This window comes from Shewanella sp. AC91-MNA-CIBAN-0169 (assembly GCF_040310165.1).
In the GTDB taxonomy this organism is placed as follows: Bacteria; Pseudomonadota; Gammaproteobacteria; order Enterobacterales; family Shewanellaceae; genus Shewanella.
Genome location: NZ_JBEOPM010000012.1, coordinates 110,068 through 124,658 on the forward strand (window position 1 = coordinate 110,068; position 14,591 = coordinate 124,658).

General features: G+C 38.7%; 16 protein-coding genes and 2 pseudogenes. 8 read left to right on the top strand and 10 right to left on the bottom strand.

Annotated features, from left to right (window positions below):
- The first annotated feature begins 223 nt into the window (after positions 1 to 223).
- The gene (gene ltrA / locus AAEY98_RS12075; protein WP_351017263.1) at positions 224 to 1,696 is read left to right on the top strand and encodes a group II intron reverse transcriptase/maturase; all 1,473 of its coding nucleotides are present in this window, start codon (positions 224 to 226) and stop codon (positions 1,694 to 1,696) included.
- Between the two features lie 120 nt (positions 1,697 to 1,816).
- On the opposite strand, the gene AAEY98_RS12080 is transcribed toward ltrA, so the two are convergent.
- Together AAEY98_RS12080 and AAEY98_RS12085 are read right to left on the bottom strand one after the other, a co-directional pair.
- On the bottom strand, positions 1,817 to 3,073 hold the full coding sequence (locus AAEY98_RS12080; protein ID WP_351017173.1) for a Y-family DNA polymerase: 1,257 nt from the start codon (positions 3,071 to 3,073) through the stop codon (positions 1,817 to 1,819).
- Complete coding sequence (locus AAEY98_RS12085) at positions 3,074 to 3,481, bottom strand: LexA family protein (protein ID WP_351017176.1); 408 nt, start codon at positions 3,479 to 3,481, stop codon at positions 3,074 to 3,076. It abuts the gene before it with no gap.
- A gap of 303 nt (positions 3,482 to 3,784) precedes the next feature.
- On the opposite strand from AAEY98_RS12085, the gene AAEY98_RS12090 reads away from it, so the two are divergent.
- Together AAEY98_RS12090 and AAEY98_RS12095 are read left to right on the top strand one after the other, a co-directional pair.
- The gene (locus tag AAEY98_RS12090) at positions 3,785 to 4,084 is read left to right on the top strand and encodes a hypothetical protein (protein WP_351017179.1); all 300 of its coding nucleotides are present in this window, start codon (positions 3,785 to 3,787) and stop codon (positions 4,082 to 4,084) included.
- A gap of 243 nt (positions 4,085 to 4,327) precedes the next feature.
- Complete coding sequence (locus AAEY98_RS12095) at positions 4,328 to 4,537, top strand: type II toxin-antitoxin system PrlF family antitoxin (RefSeq protein WP_351017266.1); 210 nt, start codon at positions 4,328 to 4,330, stop codon at positions 4,535 to 4,537.
- Between the two features lie 102 nt (positions 4,538 to 4,639).
- On the opposite strand, the gene AAEY98_RS12100 is transcribed toward AAEY98_RS12095, so the two are convergent.
- Together AAEY98_RS12100 and AAEY98_RS12105 are read right to left on the bottom strand one after the other, a co-directional pair.
- Positions 4,640 to 5,020 carry a hypothetical protein gene (locus AAEY98_RS12100; RefSeq protein ID WP_351017182.1) on the bottom strand — a complete coding sequence of 127 codons (381 nt, stop codon included), beginning with the start codon at positions 5,018 to 5,020 and terminating at the stop codon, positions 4,640 to 4,642.
- Positions 5,021 to 5,706: 686 nt separating this feature from the next.
- Entirely contained in the window at positions 5,707 to 6,033 is a 327-nt protein-coding gene (locus AAEY98_RS12105) for a hypothetical protein (protein ID WP_351017185.1), read from the bottom strand.
- A gap of 156 nt (positions 6,034 to 6,189) precedes the next feature.
- Between AAEY98_RS12105 and AAEY98_RS12110 the strand changes: the two genes are divergently transcribed.
- Positions 6,190 to 6,543: a hypothetical protein gene (locus AAEY98_RS12110; RefSeq protein WP_351017188.1), complete on the top strand. Its 354-nt coding sequence runs from the start codon at positions 6,190 to 6,192 to the stop codon at positions 6,541 to 6,543.
- 60 nt (positions 6,544 to 6,603) lie between these two features.
- Positions 6,604 to 6,972: pseudogene (locus tag AAEY98_RS12115) on the top strand (type I restriction enzyme endonuclease domain-containing protein); the annotation flags it as partial.
- A gap of 49 nt (positions 6,973 to 7,021) precedes the next feature.
- On the opposite strand, the gene AAEY98_RS12120 reads toward AAEY98_RS12115, so the two are convergent.
- From AAEY98_RS12120 to AAEY98_RS12130, 3 genes are read right to left on the bottom strand one after another with little or no spacing between them, the layout of a single operon-like run.
- Positions 7,022 to 7,357 (bottom strand): hypothetical protein, encoded by a 336-nt coding sequence (locus tag AAEY98_RS12120; protein ID WP_351017194.1) that lies wholly within the window; start codon positions 7,355 to 7,357, stop codon positions 7,022 to 7,024.
- A 47-nt stretch (positions 7,358 to 7,404) separates the two neighbouring features.
- Positions 7,405 to 8,781, bottom strand: a complete 1,377-nt coding sequence (locus AAEY98_RS12125) for a DEAD/DEAH box helicase (protein WP_351017197.1) — start codon at positions 8,779 to 8,781, stop codon at positions 7,405 to 7,407.
- Positions 8,782 to 8,785: 4 nt separating this feature from the next.
- Positions 8,786 to 9,295, bottom strand: a complete 510-nt coding sequence (locus tag AAEY98_RS12130) for a VspR family transcription factor (protein ID WP_351017200.1) — start codon at positions 9,293 to 9,295, stop codon at positions 8,786 to 8,788.
- A 293-nt stretch (positions 9,296 to 9,588) separates the two neighbouring features.
- Between AAEY98_RS12130 and AAEY98_RS12135 the strand changes: the two genes are divergently transcribed.
- Positions 9,589 to 9,843, top strand: a complete 255-nt coding sequence (locus AAEY98_RS12135; protein ID WP_432307982.1) for a helix-turn-helix domain-containing protein — start codon at positions 9,589 to 9,591, stop codon at positions 9,841 to 9,843.
- A gap of 40 nt (positions 9,844 to 9,883) precedes the next feature.
- Here the strand turns inward: AAEY98_RS12135 and AAEY98_RS12140 are convergent, their stop codons facing one another.
- The 3 genes from AAEY98_RS12140 to AAEY98_RS12150 all read right to left on the bottom strand — a co-directional run bounded on the left by AAEY98_RS12140 (position 9,884) and on the right by AAEY98_RS12150 (position 11,825).
- On the bottom strand, positions 9,884 to 10,228 hold the full coding sequence (locus AAEY98_RS12140; RefSeq protein WP_351017206.1) for a hypothetical protein: 345 nt from the start codon (positions 10,226 to 10,228) through the stop codon (positions 9,884 to 9,886).
- Between the two features lie 259 nt (positions 10,229 to 10,487).
- Positions 10,488 to 10,754 (bottom strand): hypothetical protein, encoded by a 267-nt coding sequence (locus AAEY98_RS12145; protein ID WP_351017209.1) that lies wholly within the window; start codon positions 10,752 to 10,754, stop codon positions 10,488 to 10,490.
- Between the two features lie 474 nt (positions 10,755 to 11,228).
- Positions 11,229 to 11,825 carry a tyrosine-type recombinase/integrase gene (locus tag AAEY98_RS12150; RefSeq protein WP_351017212.1) on the bottom strand — a complete coding sequence of 199 codons (597 nt, stop codon included), beginning with the start codon at positions 11,823 to 11,825 and terminating at the stop codon, positions 11,229 to 11,231.
- A gap of 364 nt (positions 11,826 to 12,189) precedes the next feature.
- On the opposite strand from AAEY98_RS12150, the gene AAEY98_RS12155 reads away from it, so the two are divergent.
- Both AAEY98_RS12155 and AAEY98_RS12160 read left to right on the top strand, forming a co-directional pair.
- The gene (locus AAEY98_RS12155) at positions 12,190 to 13,350 is read left to right on the top strand and encodes an iron-containing alcohol dehydrogenase (protein ID WP_351017215.1); all 1,161 of its coding nucleotides are present in this window, start codon (positions 12,190 to 12,192) and stop codon (positions 13,348 to 13,350) included.
- Between the two features lie 148 nt (positions 13,351 to 13,498).
- Positions 13,499 to 14,515, top strand: a pseudogene (locus AAEY98_RS12160) (aldehyde dehydrogenase family protein).
- Positions 14,516 to 14,591: the final 76 nt, after the last annotated feature.

The window sequence follows — 14,591 nt, forward strand, 5'->3', positions numbered from 1 at the left end:
AACCTGACATTGCGCGACATACGGAACACGGTAAGCCCATATAGCTCCCTTTGGGAAAGCTAACTTGGCCGATAGCGATGTAGGTATAGGAGGTTGGAAAAAGCAAAGGCTGCATTGTAACGATGCAGATACAGACTTGTGTCTGGTCACGAAAGTGAGCCCACTTCCGACTGGTCTCCCGTTGCAAGATAATTTGAAGAACTTTATTCAAGGAGAAACGCAAATGATGATTTCAACAGAAATTAGTGCCTCTCCTGACAGCGCTCAATGGCAGTCAATAGACTGGAAATCCGTTGAACCGCCTGTATTAAAGCTTCAGATGCGTATTGCAAAAGCAACACGAGAAGGTAAACGCGGCAAGGCGAAAGCGTTGCAGTGGATACTGACTCACTCGCGTTCAGCAAAACTTCTTGCTGTTAAGCGTGTATCACAAAATAAAGGCCGTAAAACGCCTGGAATTGATGGTGTTATCTGGAATACAGATACCCGCCGCATGAAAGCAGTAAATCAATTGAGCAGGAAGGCATATCAAGCCAAACCACTCAAGCGTATCTATATCCCCAAAAAGAATGGCAAACTCAGACCTCTTGGTATCCCATGCATGATAGACAGAGCACAACAAGCGCTCCACCTTCTTGCATTAGAACCAATATCGGAGACGCTTGCTGACCCAAACAGCTATGGATTTAGACCAAATCGTAGCACTGCTGACGCAGTCGATCAGTGCTTCAAATGTTTGGCTCTAAAGAAATCAGCACAATGGGTTCTTGAGGGGGATATCAAATCCTGCTTCGACAAAATCGGGCATCAATGGCTAATTGATAACATCGCCATAGATAAACGAATGTTGGAACAATGGTTAAAGTCTGGTTTTATGGACAAAGGGCTGTTTTATCGTACTGATGAGGGCACGCCACAAGGAGGGGTTATATCCCCCACCTTGATGCTAATGACTCTTGCTGGACTTGAGCAGCGCATAAAATCTACAGCACTCAAAAAGGGTGCCAGAGCCAACTTTATTGGATACGCCGACGATTTCGTCGTCACTTGCGCTTCAAAGGAAGTGCTCGAGAACGATATCAAACCGTTGATAGCTGATTTCTTAGCGGAAAGAGGCTTAACACTCTCCGAAGAGAAAACGCATATTACCCACATCAACAATGGTTTTGACTTCTTAGGGTTTAATCATAGGAAGTACAAAGGAAAATTGCTCATTAAGCCGAGTAAATCCAACACGTTGTTGTTCTTAAGTAACCTGCGCGAACTCATCAAAAAGCACGCTACTATCCCTGTTAACGATCTTATCAAACTGATAAATCCAAAACTAAGGGGTTGGGCGAATTATTATCGTCATTGCGTTGCTAAACAAGTATTCGGGTATGTTGGGCACAAACTATTCTATTCGTTATGGCACTGGGCAGTAAGGCGCCATCCAACAAAGTCTAAGACTTGGGTAGCCCTTAAATACTTCATCAACCGAAAAGGCCAATGGCAATTTCACGGTTGGCAGAAGGTCAAGGATATGGATTGCCAATTCAATCTATTCCAAATAGCCAAAGTGCCTATTGAGAGACATGTGAAAATTCGAAGTGCGGCTATACCATTCGATCCTCAATACCAAGAATACTTGGCTAGGAGAAAATCGAAAAGGCAAGCTCGTAACGCTTGGAATGAACCTGCTCTCACTGCTTTATAAGTTGCTGGGTATCAAACGATACTTTTGTGGAGGCTTGAGCCTAGTGCAGTGAAAGTTGCACGCTGGGTTCTTAGGGGGGCGGCACTTGGCAACAAGTGTCGTCTACCCGACAGAAACGTGTTAGCACTTTATAAATGGCAACGATGCCCAACTTGTAGTGTATTGAGGTGTTAAATACTCCCTTCTCATAGCCCACTTATGCTCAATACCTTGTGCGGCAACGAAAACTGTATCGCATCCATAACGTTGATTAAGCATATCTAGCACCGCCATCATGGCTGGATTCGCCTTTGGCGGATTGAATAAATCAATTTGGCTATATTGCTCACTAACTAAATCAATCAACCCTACACCAACTCTGTAGTATCTAGCTCCTTCGCGAAATAACCTATTCTCAACCTCTGTTATTGCTTTAGTCAGCTCGACTGTACAATTCGTTGGACAAGGAAAGTGGACAATGGCTTTGTAACTTACAGGCCGTTCATCGTGAGGAGAATTACCAGCAAACAGAATCATTGTTTTGCAGTTTGAACCTTGCTTACGTGCTTTAGCTGCAGCAATACCTATATGCTTACTCAATGCTTGTGAAAGTGACGGTAAATCAGTGATGCGCTCGCCAACACTTCTTGTTGAGAATATCTGTTTTTTATCAGCTCGGGCCTCATCCCATACTTTGCAAGCTTGGCCGTTGAGCTCACGAACTGTTCTCTCTAACTCAATACTAAACTGCTTTCTTGCCAGCATGGCAGGCATAGATGCTAGGTCAAACGCCGTATGGATATTCATCAGTTCAAGTTTTTTACTTATTCGTCTACCAACGCCCCAAACGTCACCAACACTTAACTGTTTTAAGATTGCGTAGCGCTCTTGCTCATTACTTATAAAGCAGACCCCTTTGTAACCTTCTATCTTTTTAGCTGCATGATTAGCAATTTTGGCTAAAGTTAATGTTTCAGCGATACCAACGCACACAGCTAAACGGGCTTCTTTCCACACAGCACGACGGATTAACTGACCTTGAGTCTTAAGGCATTTGATTGCAGGATAACAATTCTTGAAGGAGAGAAAGCTTTCATCAATAGAATAAACATGTTGTTCAGGAGCAAAACGACCAATGATACTCATCATCTTGCTTGATAAGTCTGCGTAGAGCTCATAGTTAGACGAGCAAACAATGACTCCTCGCTTTGCGCATAATTCTTTAACTTGAAAGTAAGGTAAAAACTTTCCGATCCCGGCCTCTTTGGCTTGTCGATTAGCCGCTACAATACAACCATCGTTATTACTCAACACAACGATGGGTTTACCACGCCAATCTGGTCTGAATACCTGCTCGGCACTGCAATAAAAGCTATTTGCATCAACCAAGGCAAACATTTACTTCACCACCAATAGCGGGCTTTGTCGATGACAACGGATAGAGCGAGTGACAGCCCCTTCTATGCTAAAATCATCATATTCATGAATAGTGACAGGGTGATTTTTTTGATTAGATGACAGCAGTAGTCGGTGATGCGTGTCTAAAATTTTGCAAACAAATTCACCATTAAAATTGGCAACAATAACATCGCCATGACGGGCTGTTTCATAGCGATCTACGATAATAATATCGCCATCAAAAATACCGAAATCTTGCATCGATTCGCCTTGGGCAATGCCAAGAAAAGTTGAACTTGGATGCTCAACTAATAAGTCATCCAAACTCATCGCTAGCTGCCCATATTCTGCTGCAGGACTTTCAAAGCCAGTAATCCCTGCTTGGGCTGGTATTGGTATTACACGCATATTTACAACCACTGTTTTTACATACAGTCATTTTAGCAGTCAATAAAGAAGAAGCAAGCCTCTCTTTTGCAAAATAAACCCCTCTTGATAATGTAACATTATCAAGATATTGATCACCGACAGTCTGATAGAGAGTCGATAAAAACCAAAGAAACAGCATTTATTCAATGAAATAATGAACACGTACGCTCCCCATTATGCGGTATAACTAATGAGGACAATTCCTTTTGATCAACTAGTTGAACACATTTTAGTAATGTACAATGCTGGCTGTTTAACAATTCTTATCCCTAAGAGTATTTAATGAAACTCTATCAAATGCAGCTAGTTGATACAGTAGTCGATCGTGTTTGTGACGTATGTGGGAACAGCGTCATGATTGATTTAATTGGCCATAAATACGAAGAGGTTGGTGAGCTTAAAGCAATTTGGGGCTATGGTTCCAAAGAAGATGGCGCTTCTTATCATTTAGATTTATGTGAAGCCTGCTTTAAATTTACTGTTGCTGCTTTAAAAGAGCATAGAAAAGCTGTGATGCTTGATAAAAACCTAGATCTTCCTGGAAAGGATTTTGGGATAGATAAATCTTATACTCCCAACTAAAGCTATTGATAATGCACGTTTGATCCAAGATAATTTTGCCCTAATGCTTGTTAGGCCTTATCAGAGCGTTATTTTCCGTTAAGTCGTTAACCAATTTTTTTGTATGACGGAAAAGTAGTTAGTAAATCAGCGAACGGCTTCACTACTTGGATTTTAAATGCCTCGGTATACCGTTTGCATTTACTCATAACTTTATTACATTGTAACTGATGTAAGTATCTAGTATTCCTAGGCTTTACCACAATTAAAGGAAATGTTAGCGTGTTAATTTCTCGTACATCAACAGAAGAAGATCCTATTTTGGAAAGTTTTTTAACTTTTCTTGCAAATGATATGCAACAACACCCCGACAAACTACAGCCGCTCACAGCAAGTATGTGTAGAAGTGCTGAAAGTTTAGTTGAAAGTGTAGAAATTGATTTTGGTTTTCCGTTAATAGACGATGATGAATAAACTTGTCTAATACTAATCCGATTGTTGTATCTGTTAACTATAAATATCAGATCTAGAGTCAGCTCAGCTTCAAGGACTCCCCCTGTGTCAGGTGATTTGTTTTCACTGAGCATATTTGCACATATGCCAACAGCTGGTCATTGGAACCACATTTTCAGAAACTAACTCATTTCTGCCCGTGCGACGTGAGTCGTATGAAGCGCTGTTCACCGCTTTAAGTGAACCATCTGTATCACCATGTGGCCCTATGGCTCTGAATAAAGTAGCGAGCCAGACAATGTATGTGGTGGGTGAGTAAAATTGGTCATTAGTTTGTAGGTGATTCGACTGTTTTGCAGTAGCAGAGGAATCACAGTTTACTGAAGTTAATAACTCGTTTCTGCCCCAAAGCTTGTTTAGGTTATGGTCTGCGGCCACTAACGTCGTGGCGCTTCGCCCACACCAGACCAAAAGGAAACCAACGGCTGTTCCCTCTTGGATCACCCAGCCACCCCGCAACATTTTCAAACACCGAAAAGGTCGCCATGGGGTAGATCCAGCTTTTAACTTTATTTTTAGTCAGCCTCGGCCTTATTCGAAAATACTAACGCTTCCGATGGTACATCCTGTACCCCGAAAGCTAGCCTGACATCCATGTCAGGACTCACGCTATTTTCTTCAACGCCCTCAATTTAAATGTTGAACCGGTCCATTTCCAAGTCAAGAAAACTAACTCGTTTTTGCCCCAAAACGTGACAGTAAGGTATATATTGGAAAACTCATGGGCAATATAAAAGCTAAAATATCGAAAACTTTTCTTAAAAGATGTAATCAGAAAAGGTGATTAGTTACAAATCTGTACAAAAAACTACCGTAAAAAAGCAAATTCCTATAGCGTAAAACATACCTATTGATATGGATGTGGCATAGGCCAGGTCCTCAGATAAATTATCAAACTATTGCGTTGTTACCGCTCATGACAACCTTAATTTTTTATCAAACTTTAATATGGTCGTACACGTATATCTAGTTTTTGTATATCAGTAGTATCTTAGATGGTGATCCTAATTTTTGTTCCGACAAAACGTTTTAAACATTTCAGCACCGACTTTATTTAGTTCTAAATAATCATGATAAAAGGTAGTGTGCTAGTTGATTATGCTGGTGCTTTAATGAGATTTTGAATAAAACTAATGTGTAAAAACGTGTTTATTTGATGCATAGAAGCGATAATACGCTTCATGAAGTGGAGTATTGGCTGCTTCACACCAATATATTTCTACTAATTCTGCCATTACTGCTGGATAGCTTGACGAGCCCCAAACATCCAAATATGGTTTAATTAAAGGCTTTTCTACAAAGTTTTCAATATCGAGTTGCGCTCGTTGCTGCGCTAGATGATGTAGAGCACTCTTCGCTTCTCCACCGACTGACATGGCATCTTTGCAGGTAATGACCTCAGTCGCTGATGCGTTAATTGAAGTAATAAAGAAGAGCAAACAGGTAATTTTTTTCATTGTTGAGAGCCACTATTTCAAATTGAGAGTTAGCCATTAACGTTACATGGCGTTGAATAATTACTTTACAACTAACATAGGTTTTTTAAAATGATTACAGTTAATTAGTCCAATACGGCTATTAACCTTCTCCTAGCTGAGAATAGCAATTACAGTGTGCCAGTTCTGGGTGGACGACCGAAAGATATTAAATTACCACAGATGTTTTCTTTAAATACTAGCATTATTGAAGACTATTTTTATTCTGCAAATAACCAGTATGAGGTTCAAGATAATGCATGGGATTATATTTGTCGGTGGATAGATAAACATCAAAAAGCCTATAGCATTACAGTAGATGATGGTTTACTTGATGTGTCAATTATAACCGCGCCATTAGAAGCGCACCTTCATCTATCTATTTTTTATGCAAAAAAAGAAGATGCCATGCTTCACTGTGCTATCCATTTTAGTTATGTATCAGATTATAAAAATAGCATTACTGACGTGTTTGAAACAGCACACAGTTAAAGCCAATTATGCATTTTTATCTATAGTTGAGTTTTACAACTCAACATTGCTCTTCAGGTGTTGGAATGGACACAGGTCATTGAAGAACTCATTCAATGGGCTAAAGAGATGCAAAAAGATGCTGAGATGCTTGATAAGCTAAACCTTTCAGTCGATGAAATTGCCTTTTACCGTGCATTAATCGAGAACGAAGAATCGGTTTGTCAACTAGGTGATGATAACCTGCGCAGCCTTGCAATTGAGTTAACTCAACAATTGCGTAAGTCTGCAACAGTTGACTGGCAAAAGCGAGATAGTGTCCGAGCCAGAATGCGTAACCTTATACGCAGATTACTGCGTAGATGGAAATACCCACCAGATGCAGCAGAAGCGGCTATTAAACTGGTACTTGAACAGGCTGAAGTATTAGCTGATGGTTGGTATAGATAGTATTTAGATTGATAAAAGACAAGATTAGTCCCTTGTCTTTTATCGTTTATTAGTCATCATTACCATCCATCAACTTCTGTTGGCCAAACTCAGGATAAGAAATCAGTTGCTTGTGAACAATCGCTGGAATATAAAAATTTAGCTGATCTGCTTTGATTGAATACGTTAAGTCTTCAAGCTTTTTATCCCTAACGGAAGTGGTATCAGTTCGTACTATGACTAGATCCGACTTGCATCGATATTGAGCACCTGCAACAACCACGATAACAGTCTTATCAGGCATAAACATCATGTTGACCGGGTATCTGATACCTGCAAAAAGATTAACAAAAGTAAATAGTGTTCGGTCTGGATATCGATTAAAACTCACAAGATCTTTTTGCATGTCCGCTCCTAGAATTGCGCCGCTGATTTAATATTAATTTGCACATATCAGATAATCATGTTTATTAATTTTTCTTTATAGCCTCCGAGTAGTGCTAGATTAAATTGATTCTCTTCTTCAAGGTCGGTTAGTTTTTGTGCGTGCTTTAAAATAGATAAAGATTTATTTTCACTCAAAGATAACACATTAGTCTCTTCTATCACGTCAATATCACACTCAGTATTAGATAATTCGATATTAAGTTTTTGATTTTCGTTCTGAGCAAAAACAACAGGATAATCCGGTAAATCATGACCAATCCGATTAGCAAAATCGATAAGGGCAGATTCCGCTAGAGTAAATAGCCATGCTTGCTTTGCATTATCTGATATTCTTAAAATACGCCCTAACACCTGCCTATAATGCATTTCAGTACGAATTCTACTTAAATGGCAACAAACCTGAAGCCGTGGTACATCTGTGCCTTCTGAAATCATCCCCACACTTACGATCCACTGGGTAGTATTGTTACGGTATGTATCAATGATCGTAGAGGTATTTTTTAGGTTTGAGGTCACAATACATGCGGATTGTTTGAAATCGGATTTAAGAATTCTATATAGCTCCATAGCATGTTGGATAGAACTCGCCACAACCAAACCACCAGCCCTAGGGTTTTCATACCTCAATTCATCTAGTTTTTGCACGCATTGGCGCAAGATGTAATGAACTATCTGAGTGTTATTAATTAATGATTGGTAGCTAAACTTAGTTTGTGTCAACAGTTCAGCTATAGAGTTAAAAACCTTTGAACCTTTTGTCGTACCGAGTTCAATTTTATCGTTATCAATCAATACAATGTTAGGTTTTCTGCAAACGCCATTGGCCACAGCCTCTTGTAACCCATAAACGAAATCACAGTGGATTGTATTATCTGGTTCGGTGAATCGAGATAAAACAATTGGGGCTTGGTCTGAACGCCATGGAGTACCCGATAATGCTAGGGTATATTCTGCTTGATGTTGTATGTTAAGTAATACCTCTTCACCCCAAGCATTTGCATTGCAAAGCTCTGAGCCTTTCAAGTGATGAACTTCATCCAAAATTATGAGGACTTTACTACTTTTAAGGAGCTGCCAAAATTCAGAGCTAAATGAAGACATGGATTGATAGGTGTAGATCCCCCCCAAAGCACCGAGTAGACCATCAAACCGTCGATTAAATATTTTTGTAAATGTTATTTTAATGCTCTCATTAACTTCAATAGAGGGTGAGAAGCATAAAATGAAATCGATTTTTTTCAAATCCATTAATCTGGCTGCTAATGTAGCAGCCATTACAGTCTTCCCTGCACCTGGTGTAGCTAAGCACATAAAATGTGACTGAAAATCATAGCATCTGAGCGCTTCATTTACGCAACGTTTTTGCCAAGTTCTTAATTGCATCTAATTAACCCTTGACCATATTTATACAAGCCTCCAGGGCTTTTATTTTACCAATTATTGTGGAACTCTGATTTCTTGCATCCATGTATTGACTGTACAGTTCAGTTTTAGCTTCTGGATACTCATTAAAAATTCTTTTGAATTCCTCTGCTTCGCCAATAAAGCCCAGCAAATCAACTTGATATTGATTAAGTGTTGCTTTTAATTGTTGGTTTTTAATAGCTGAATCTTCTGCTTTTGTTTCAACAAGACTAATTCTAGATTTACTCTTACAGAGTTTGCTTTCATCGAAGTGTATGGTCTTCTTATACGATGCTTTTTTTTCATCAGTTGCTTTTTCTACAAACTCGTTTTTACAGAGTTTGTTCAGCGTTCTGTGAACGAGTTGGCTGAGTTGTCGATTATCAATGCTTGGAACAACCTCTATGAACATTTTTTTTAGTTTATTTACAGAAAATGATTGCAGGTTTTTTTCCTTTAAAATATCCAAGAGAACTTCGTTTATGCTAATCATATTTACACCAAAGATTAATTTACTAACAATTTCAATAGCTAAGATTTGTTACGTTTATTTTTTATGGATGCTTAATGCATTTTTTTAGTGTTTGCAGGTTGCTTTGAAAAAATCTGGGCACAACTTGACAACTAACAACAAAACACTAAGGATTGCTTAGTATACCTGAAGAAAAAAAACTAAGACAATCTAAGTTACTTTGGAATAACAATAATGAACCAATGTCACAAACAAAGATCAATCCACTTCCGCTTAGGCTCAAAATGGCACGGCTGAAGAAAGGGATTAGCCAGATGAAGCTAGGTATTCTGTTAGGAATGGAACCTGGAACAGCGAGTGCTAGAATGAACCAATATGAGCAAGGTAAGCACACCCCTGATTATTCAACTTTAAAAGCGATAGCTGATGAGTTAGAAGTGCCTGTAGCTTATTTTTTTTGTGAATCTGAAAGCTCAGCCGAATTAATCTGCTTGCTCGACAAAATGTCAGAGGAAAGCAAAGCTTTGCTATTAAAGCAAATTAGAAGTGAAAACTTGGATTCAAAGTGAATGAATGCTGTCGAGGCTATTTCATTACAGAGCCAATCTACTAGCTCAAATTGTAATGAAACTTGTACGAGAATGTCCCAAAACCAAACTGTTTGATGAAATTTGCAGCGCTGGGCAAATGAGTTTTCAGAATATATGCTGCTCTTAAGCGTTTATCATCCATGATGCGAGTTTCATCCATACCCTCACATTCAATCAATGCGCTTTTTATATCTGCAAACGAGTAAAGTGCTAACCCAATTGAAAAGTAAGGCCCAGCAAACTCATAAATCTGGGTCTTTGTACCGGATGCCATTACATACGTAACACCTTCTCCCGTAGCAAAATACTCAGAAATACCAACATATTTAGCATCCATAACGCCACCGTTTAAGTCAGTTGTCATTAAGTTAAGTTTCCTATCATTAATTGAAACATTGTTCGCTATCTCAAGTTGATGTGAACTTCCGAGCTTTCACTTAACAGTGAACGAGAAATGTGCCCATTTTAACTTGGAATTGGACAAAAGTTTGTTAGATTTTTAGCTCTAATTCGTGAGTTTCGGATTAAAATCTCTGTGGATTAACCGCCCTAATAATGGGCAAAAAATTGTTGGCTAAAATGTTGAGGAATGAAAACAGCCAACTGTTTTTTGTCCATATTTATTAGTTATGTGTTGCTTCTCTACCACCAACGATAGAAAACCAAAAAAATGAGACACCAACCAATATTACAGCCAATGCAGAACCTAACCCACCTTCACTTTCAATTGACCGCAAGTAAATAAATGGGCCAGCTCCCATGCTTATAGATAAAATAAAATAGCTAAACCTTTGTGCTTTAGAGTATGGACTCATGCGTTTTCTAAAGTAGTTTAGGAAATATGTTCCTATCGGAATAAATAGGATCATAAAAAGATTAAATATACTCATATATCCTTAAACACATAACGTTTGTATAGTGCGCATGCGCGTTTACCTCATTAGACCAGTAAAACGCGCACAGTTAACTATCTGTATGCAAAGAACTTATCAGCTTTTCATCAAATACACCATCCGGAAAAACGCGCATGCGCGTTTTACAAACCTATTAACTAACTTTGGGAAAGTGTATCTATATAATTTTAAAGGTTTTATTGATTTTAGGCTGGAAAAACGCGCAAACTAATGAGTTTAAAAACACTCAAAAGCATCTAAATTTAAATACGACTGTATACCCATGCATTTTTAGTCGCTTTACGGTAGAGCCAAACATTAGGCAAATAGATGAGATTTTTTAGGGCAACTCGTTCGTCAGTTTTCGATTCACTAAACAAGTGCTAGCAAACTTTGGGGCAAAGATTTGCCAGTAATAAACCCGTTACCTTTTGCTGATAAAGTAGCCCTAGGTTGTAGGGCCATTTTATATTAGCAATCTGTACTTTCTGAAAGTAATAGAGCATCTTCTAATTCAACACCAAGATATCTTATCGTATTGTCTACCTTTGTATGGCCTAGTAAAAGTTGAACTGCTCGAATATTCTTTGTTTTTGAATAGACAAGAGTCACCTTGGTTCGCCTCATAGAGTGAGTTCCATATAGGTTTGGATCTAATCCCAGATCGGATGCCCATTTCCTAACAATGTATCTATAGTATGAATAGCTAATCGACTGTTGCTTTAATCTAGGACTGGGGAAAACAAAATCGCTTGCGCTTAACGATGCAAGCAAGATCCATTTAATCAGACTTTGTTGGGTTCTTGAGGTGATTTCAAACTGAACTTCAATGTCAGTCTTCTGTTGGATATGCTTAACTCGATTAAATATCCGGTCTTGAGAAGAAATATCGCATACTTTCAAAGGTAATAAGTCGCTCGCCCTAAGTTTGCTATCAATTGCCAAATTGAGCAGTGCTAACTGCATCAAGTTGCTCTCAATTTCAAGTCTGGTACGAATTCGCCAAATTTCTTCAAGACGGAAAGGCTTTTTGACACCACTTCGTTGCCCACGGTTTAATATGACCATGATGACCTCCTTTTTAGTTGCTTGGTCTTTAGCTTTAAATTAGGTTTGTACTCGGTTCTGAGAGATGGTACCTACAGTTACGCATAAGAAAGCTCAATTAAGCTTTACTGCTTAATTGAGCGATTACCTATTTTTACTCAACAGTAGTACCTATAACTTTTAGATAATTGCTCTAAAGTTATTAACTGAATTGGTTTTAACTAATAATTTTTTACTATTAAAAAAACTAGACGACAAGTCTACTAAATCGTATAGTGCATGCATTAACAAGGTGTCATTGTGAATTTTAAATTCCTGTCTGGTTAAAAACTAATCTTTTATTCATGAGCATGAAATAGAGGTTTAATTTTATTTTAGGGGCTGTATGACTAATTTTGATTTCTATAATCCAACTCACATTATTTGGGGATCAAATACTATTAACCAACTCAGTGAATTAGTTCCATCAGAAGCTCGGGTATTGATTCTTTATGGTGCCGAGAGCATTAGAGGAAATAGAACCATTGCTGAAGTAAGAGAAGCTCTTGCATATAGATATATATATGAATTCTCCAGTGTCGAATCCAGTCCAACCTACGAAAATTTGATGAAAGCTGTTAGCCTTGTCCGCAAAGAGAAGATAACTTTTTTGCTAGCTGTTGGAGGCCAATCAGTTATCGATGGAACAAAGTTTGTTTCCGCTGCATCTGTTTATAATGATGATGCTTGGAGAATACTGGAAACACGTGGTGCAGATATACGTCAAGCTATGCCATTCGGTACCATACCTACTCTACCCAGCACTGGTTCAGAGATGAATCAAAGCGCTGTAATAACAAGTAAGAATTCACAGGGGAAATTTCCTTTTCAAAGTAGTGATATCTTTCCTAAATTTTCTATTGTAGACCCGAGCAAAACTTATAATTTATCAACTCGGCAACTTGCGAGTGGTGTAGCTGACTCTTTCATCCATGTAATAGAGCAATATTTTTTGAGCCCCATAAATTCTAAAGTGCAGGACCGCTTTGCTGAGGGGATTTTACAGACGCTAATAGAAATAGGGCCTCAAATACTAAAAAATTCATTTGAGTACAAGACTTATTCAAATTTAATGTGGACAGCTACTCTAGGGTTCCGTTCTCTAGTAGATACCAGATTCTCTCAAAGTTGGTTTGCTTATAACAGCATCAGGCATGAATTGACCAATCTTTATGGTATCGACCATGCTCGAGCGCTAGCGATTATACTTCCTGCTTATATGCATTTATACCGGGATGATCAACGAGTCAAATTATTGCAGTACGCAAAACGCGTATGGCATATAACCGAAGGTGGTGAAGAGCAACGAATCGATGATGCAATTGAACTCACAAGATCATTCTTCGAGAGCTTAGGATTACCAACGAGTCTTATTGATTACCACCTTGATATCGATGATATCGACTTCATTATAACTCAATTAAACACACATAATACAACCAGACTCGGCAAGCTTAGAGATGAGTTTCTAAAATCAAGTCGGAACTTGCTTGAAGTTAGTTTTTAAAAAACTATTTATCAATTGACTTCACCTAACTCACTTGTATAGAGAAAGATAATAGAAGCTTCATTGCTTCAATATCAAAAAGTTAAATTGGCGATAACGCCGATAATTTTAATCGATTGCTTAAATTCGCTATATTTGGAAAAGTAACATGGCATATGCATCTATAAACCCTTACACAGGGAGGCTTCATAAGCCTTTTACTCATGCTACTGACGATCAAATTGATCAGGCTCTTGCTAAGTCTCATGATGTTTTCCTCGTATCGAAAAATCAATCGTTTGCAGGACTAAGCGAGAGCCTTCAACGAACCACTAACTTGCTTAAGCTAGAACCTAGTAAATTTGCCCAACTTCTGACATTAGATATGGGCGAGAATACCTCAGAGGCACTCGGAGAGGTCAAGATTTTAGATCGTATTCTTGAGTTTTATGCCAATAATACAGAAGCACTACTTGCTACAAAAAAACTACATGTTATGGATCCATCAAAGGGAGAAGCTATCATATTCCAGAAACCTATAGGTACAATCCTAGCTACTCAACTCTGGAATTACCCTTACTATCAGGTAGCTCGTATTCTTGCACCACAGCTTACAGCAGGTAACAATATTCAGATCGGACACTTGTCAAATGTTCCACTGTATGTATTGCCTTTCGAAGATATTTTCTTAGAAGCAGGTCTACTAACAGTGATTTATATTAGCATTTTCACTACCCACCGACAAATTGAAACCATCATTAACGACGATCGAGTGCAAAGTGTTGCTTTAACTAGCTCTGTAGACGCTGGTTCTATTATTGCTTCACAAGCAGAAAAGCATTAAAAAAATCGACTATTGAGTTAGGCGGTGCTGATCCCTTTATCGTTCTCCGCGATGCTGAGCTAGAAAAAAACTAAAAGGGCTGTTATTGGCCGCCATTGGAATACGGGCCGAGTCTGTATCTCATTGAAACGAAGGATTATCGCAGATGAGGTCTATGACGAATTTAAAAAACTCTATATTGATAACGAAGAAAAGTTAAGAGCTGGAGACCCTTTGAATTCAGAAACAACTCTAGCGCCTTTATCATCAATAGCTGCTGCAGATGAGGTTAGAGATAGAATCGAAACACTATCCTATGGAGCGACAGCAACAGAGGTTGGCCCGAAGGTATCTACGACATGAGGCGCGTTTGTGCAACAGACCATACCAACAGCTTTTATCCTCAGAATCCGGATTATTACTGGGATTCTTTGGCCCA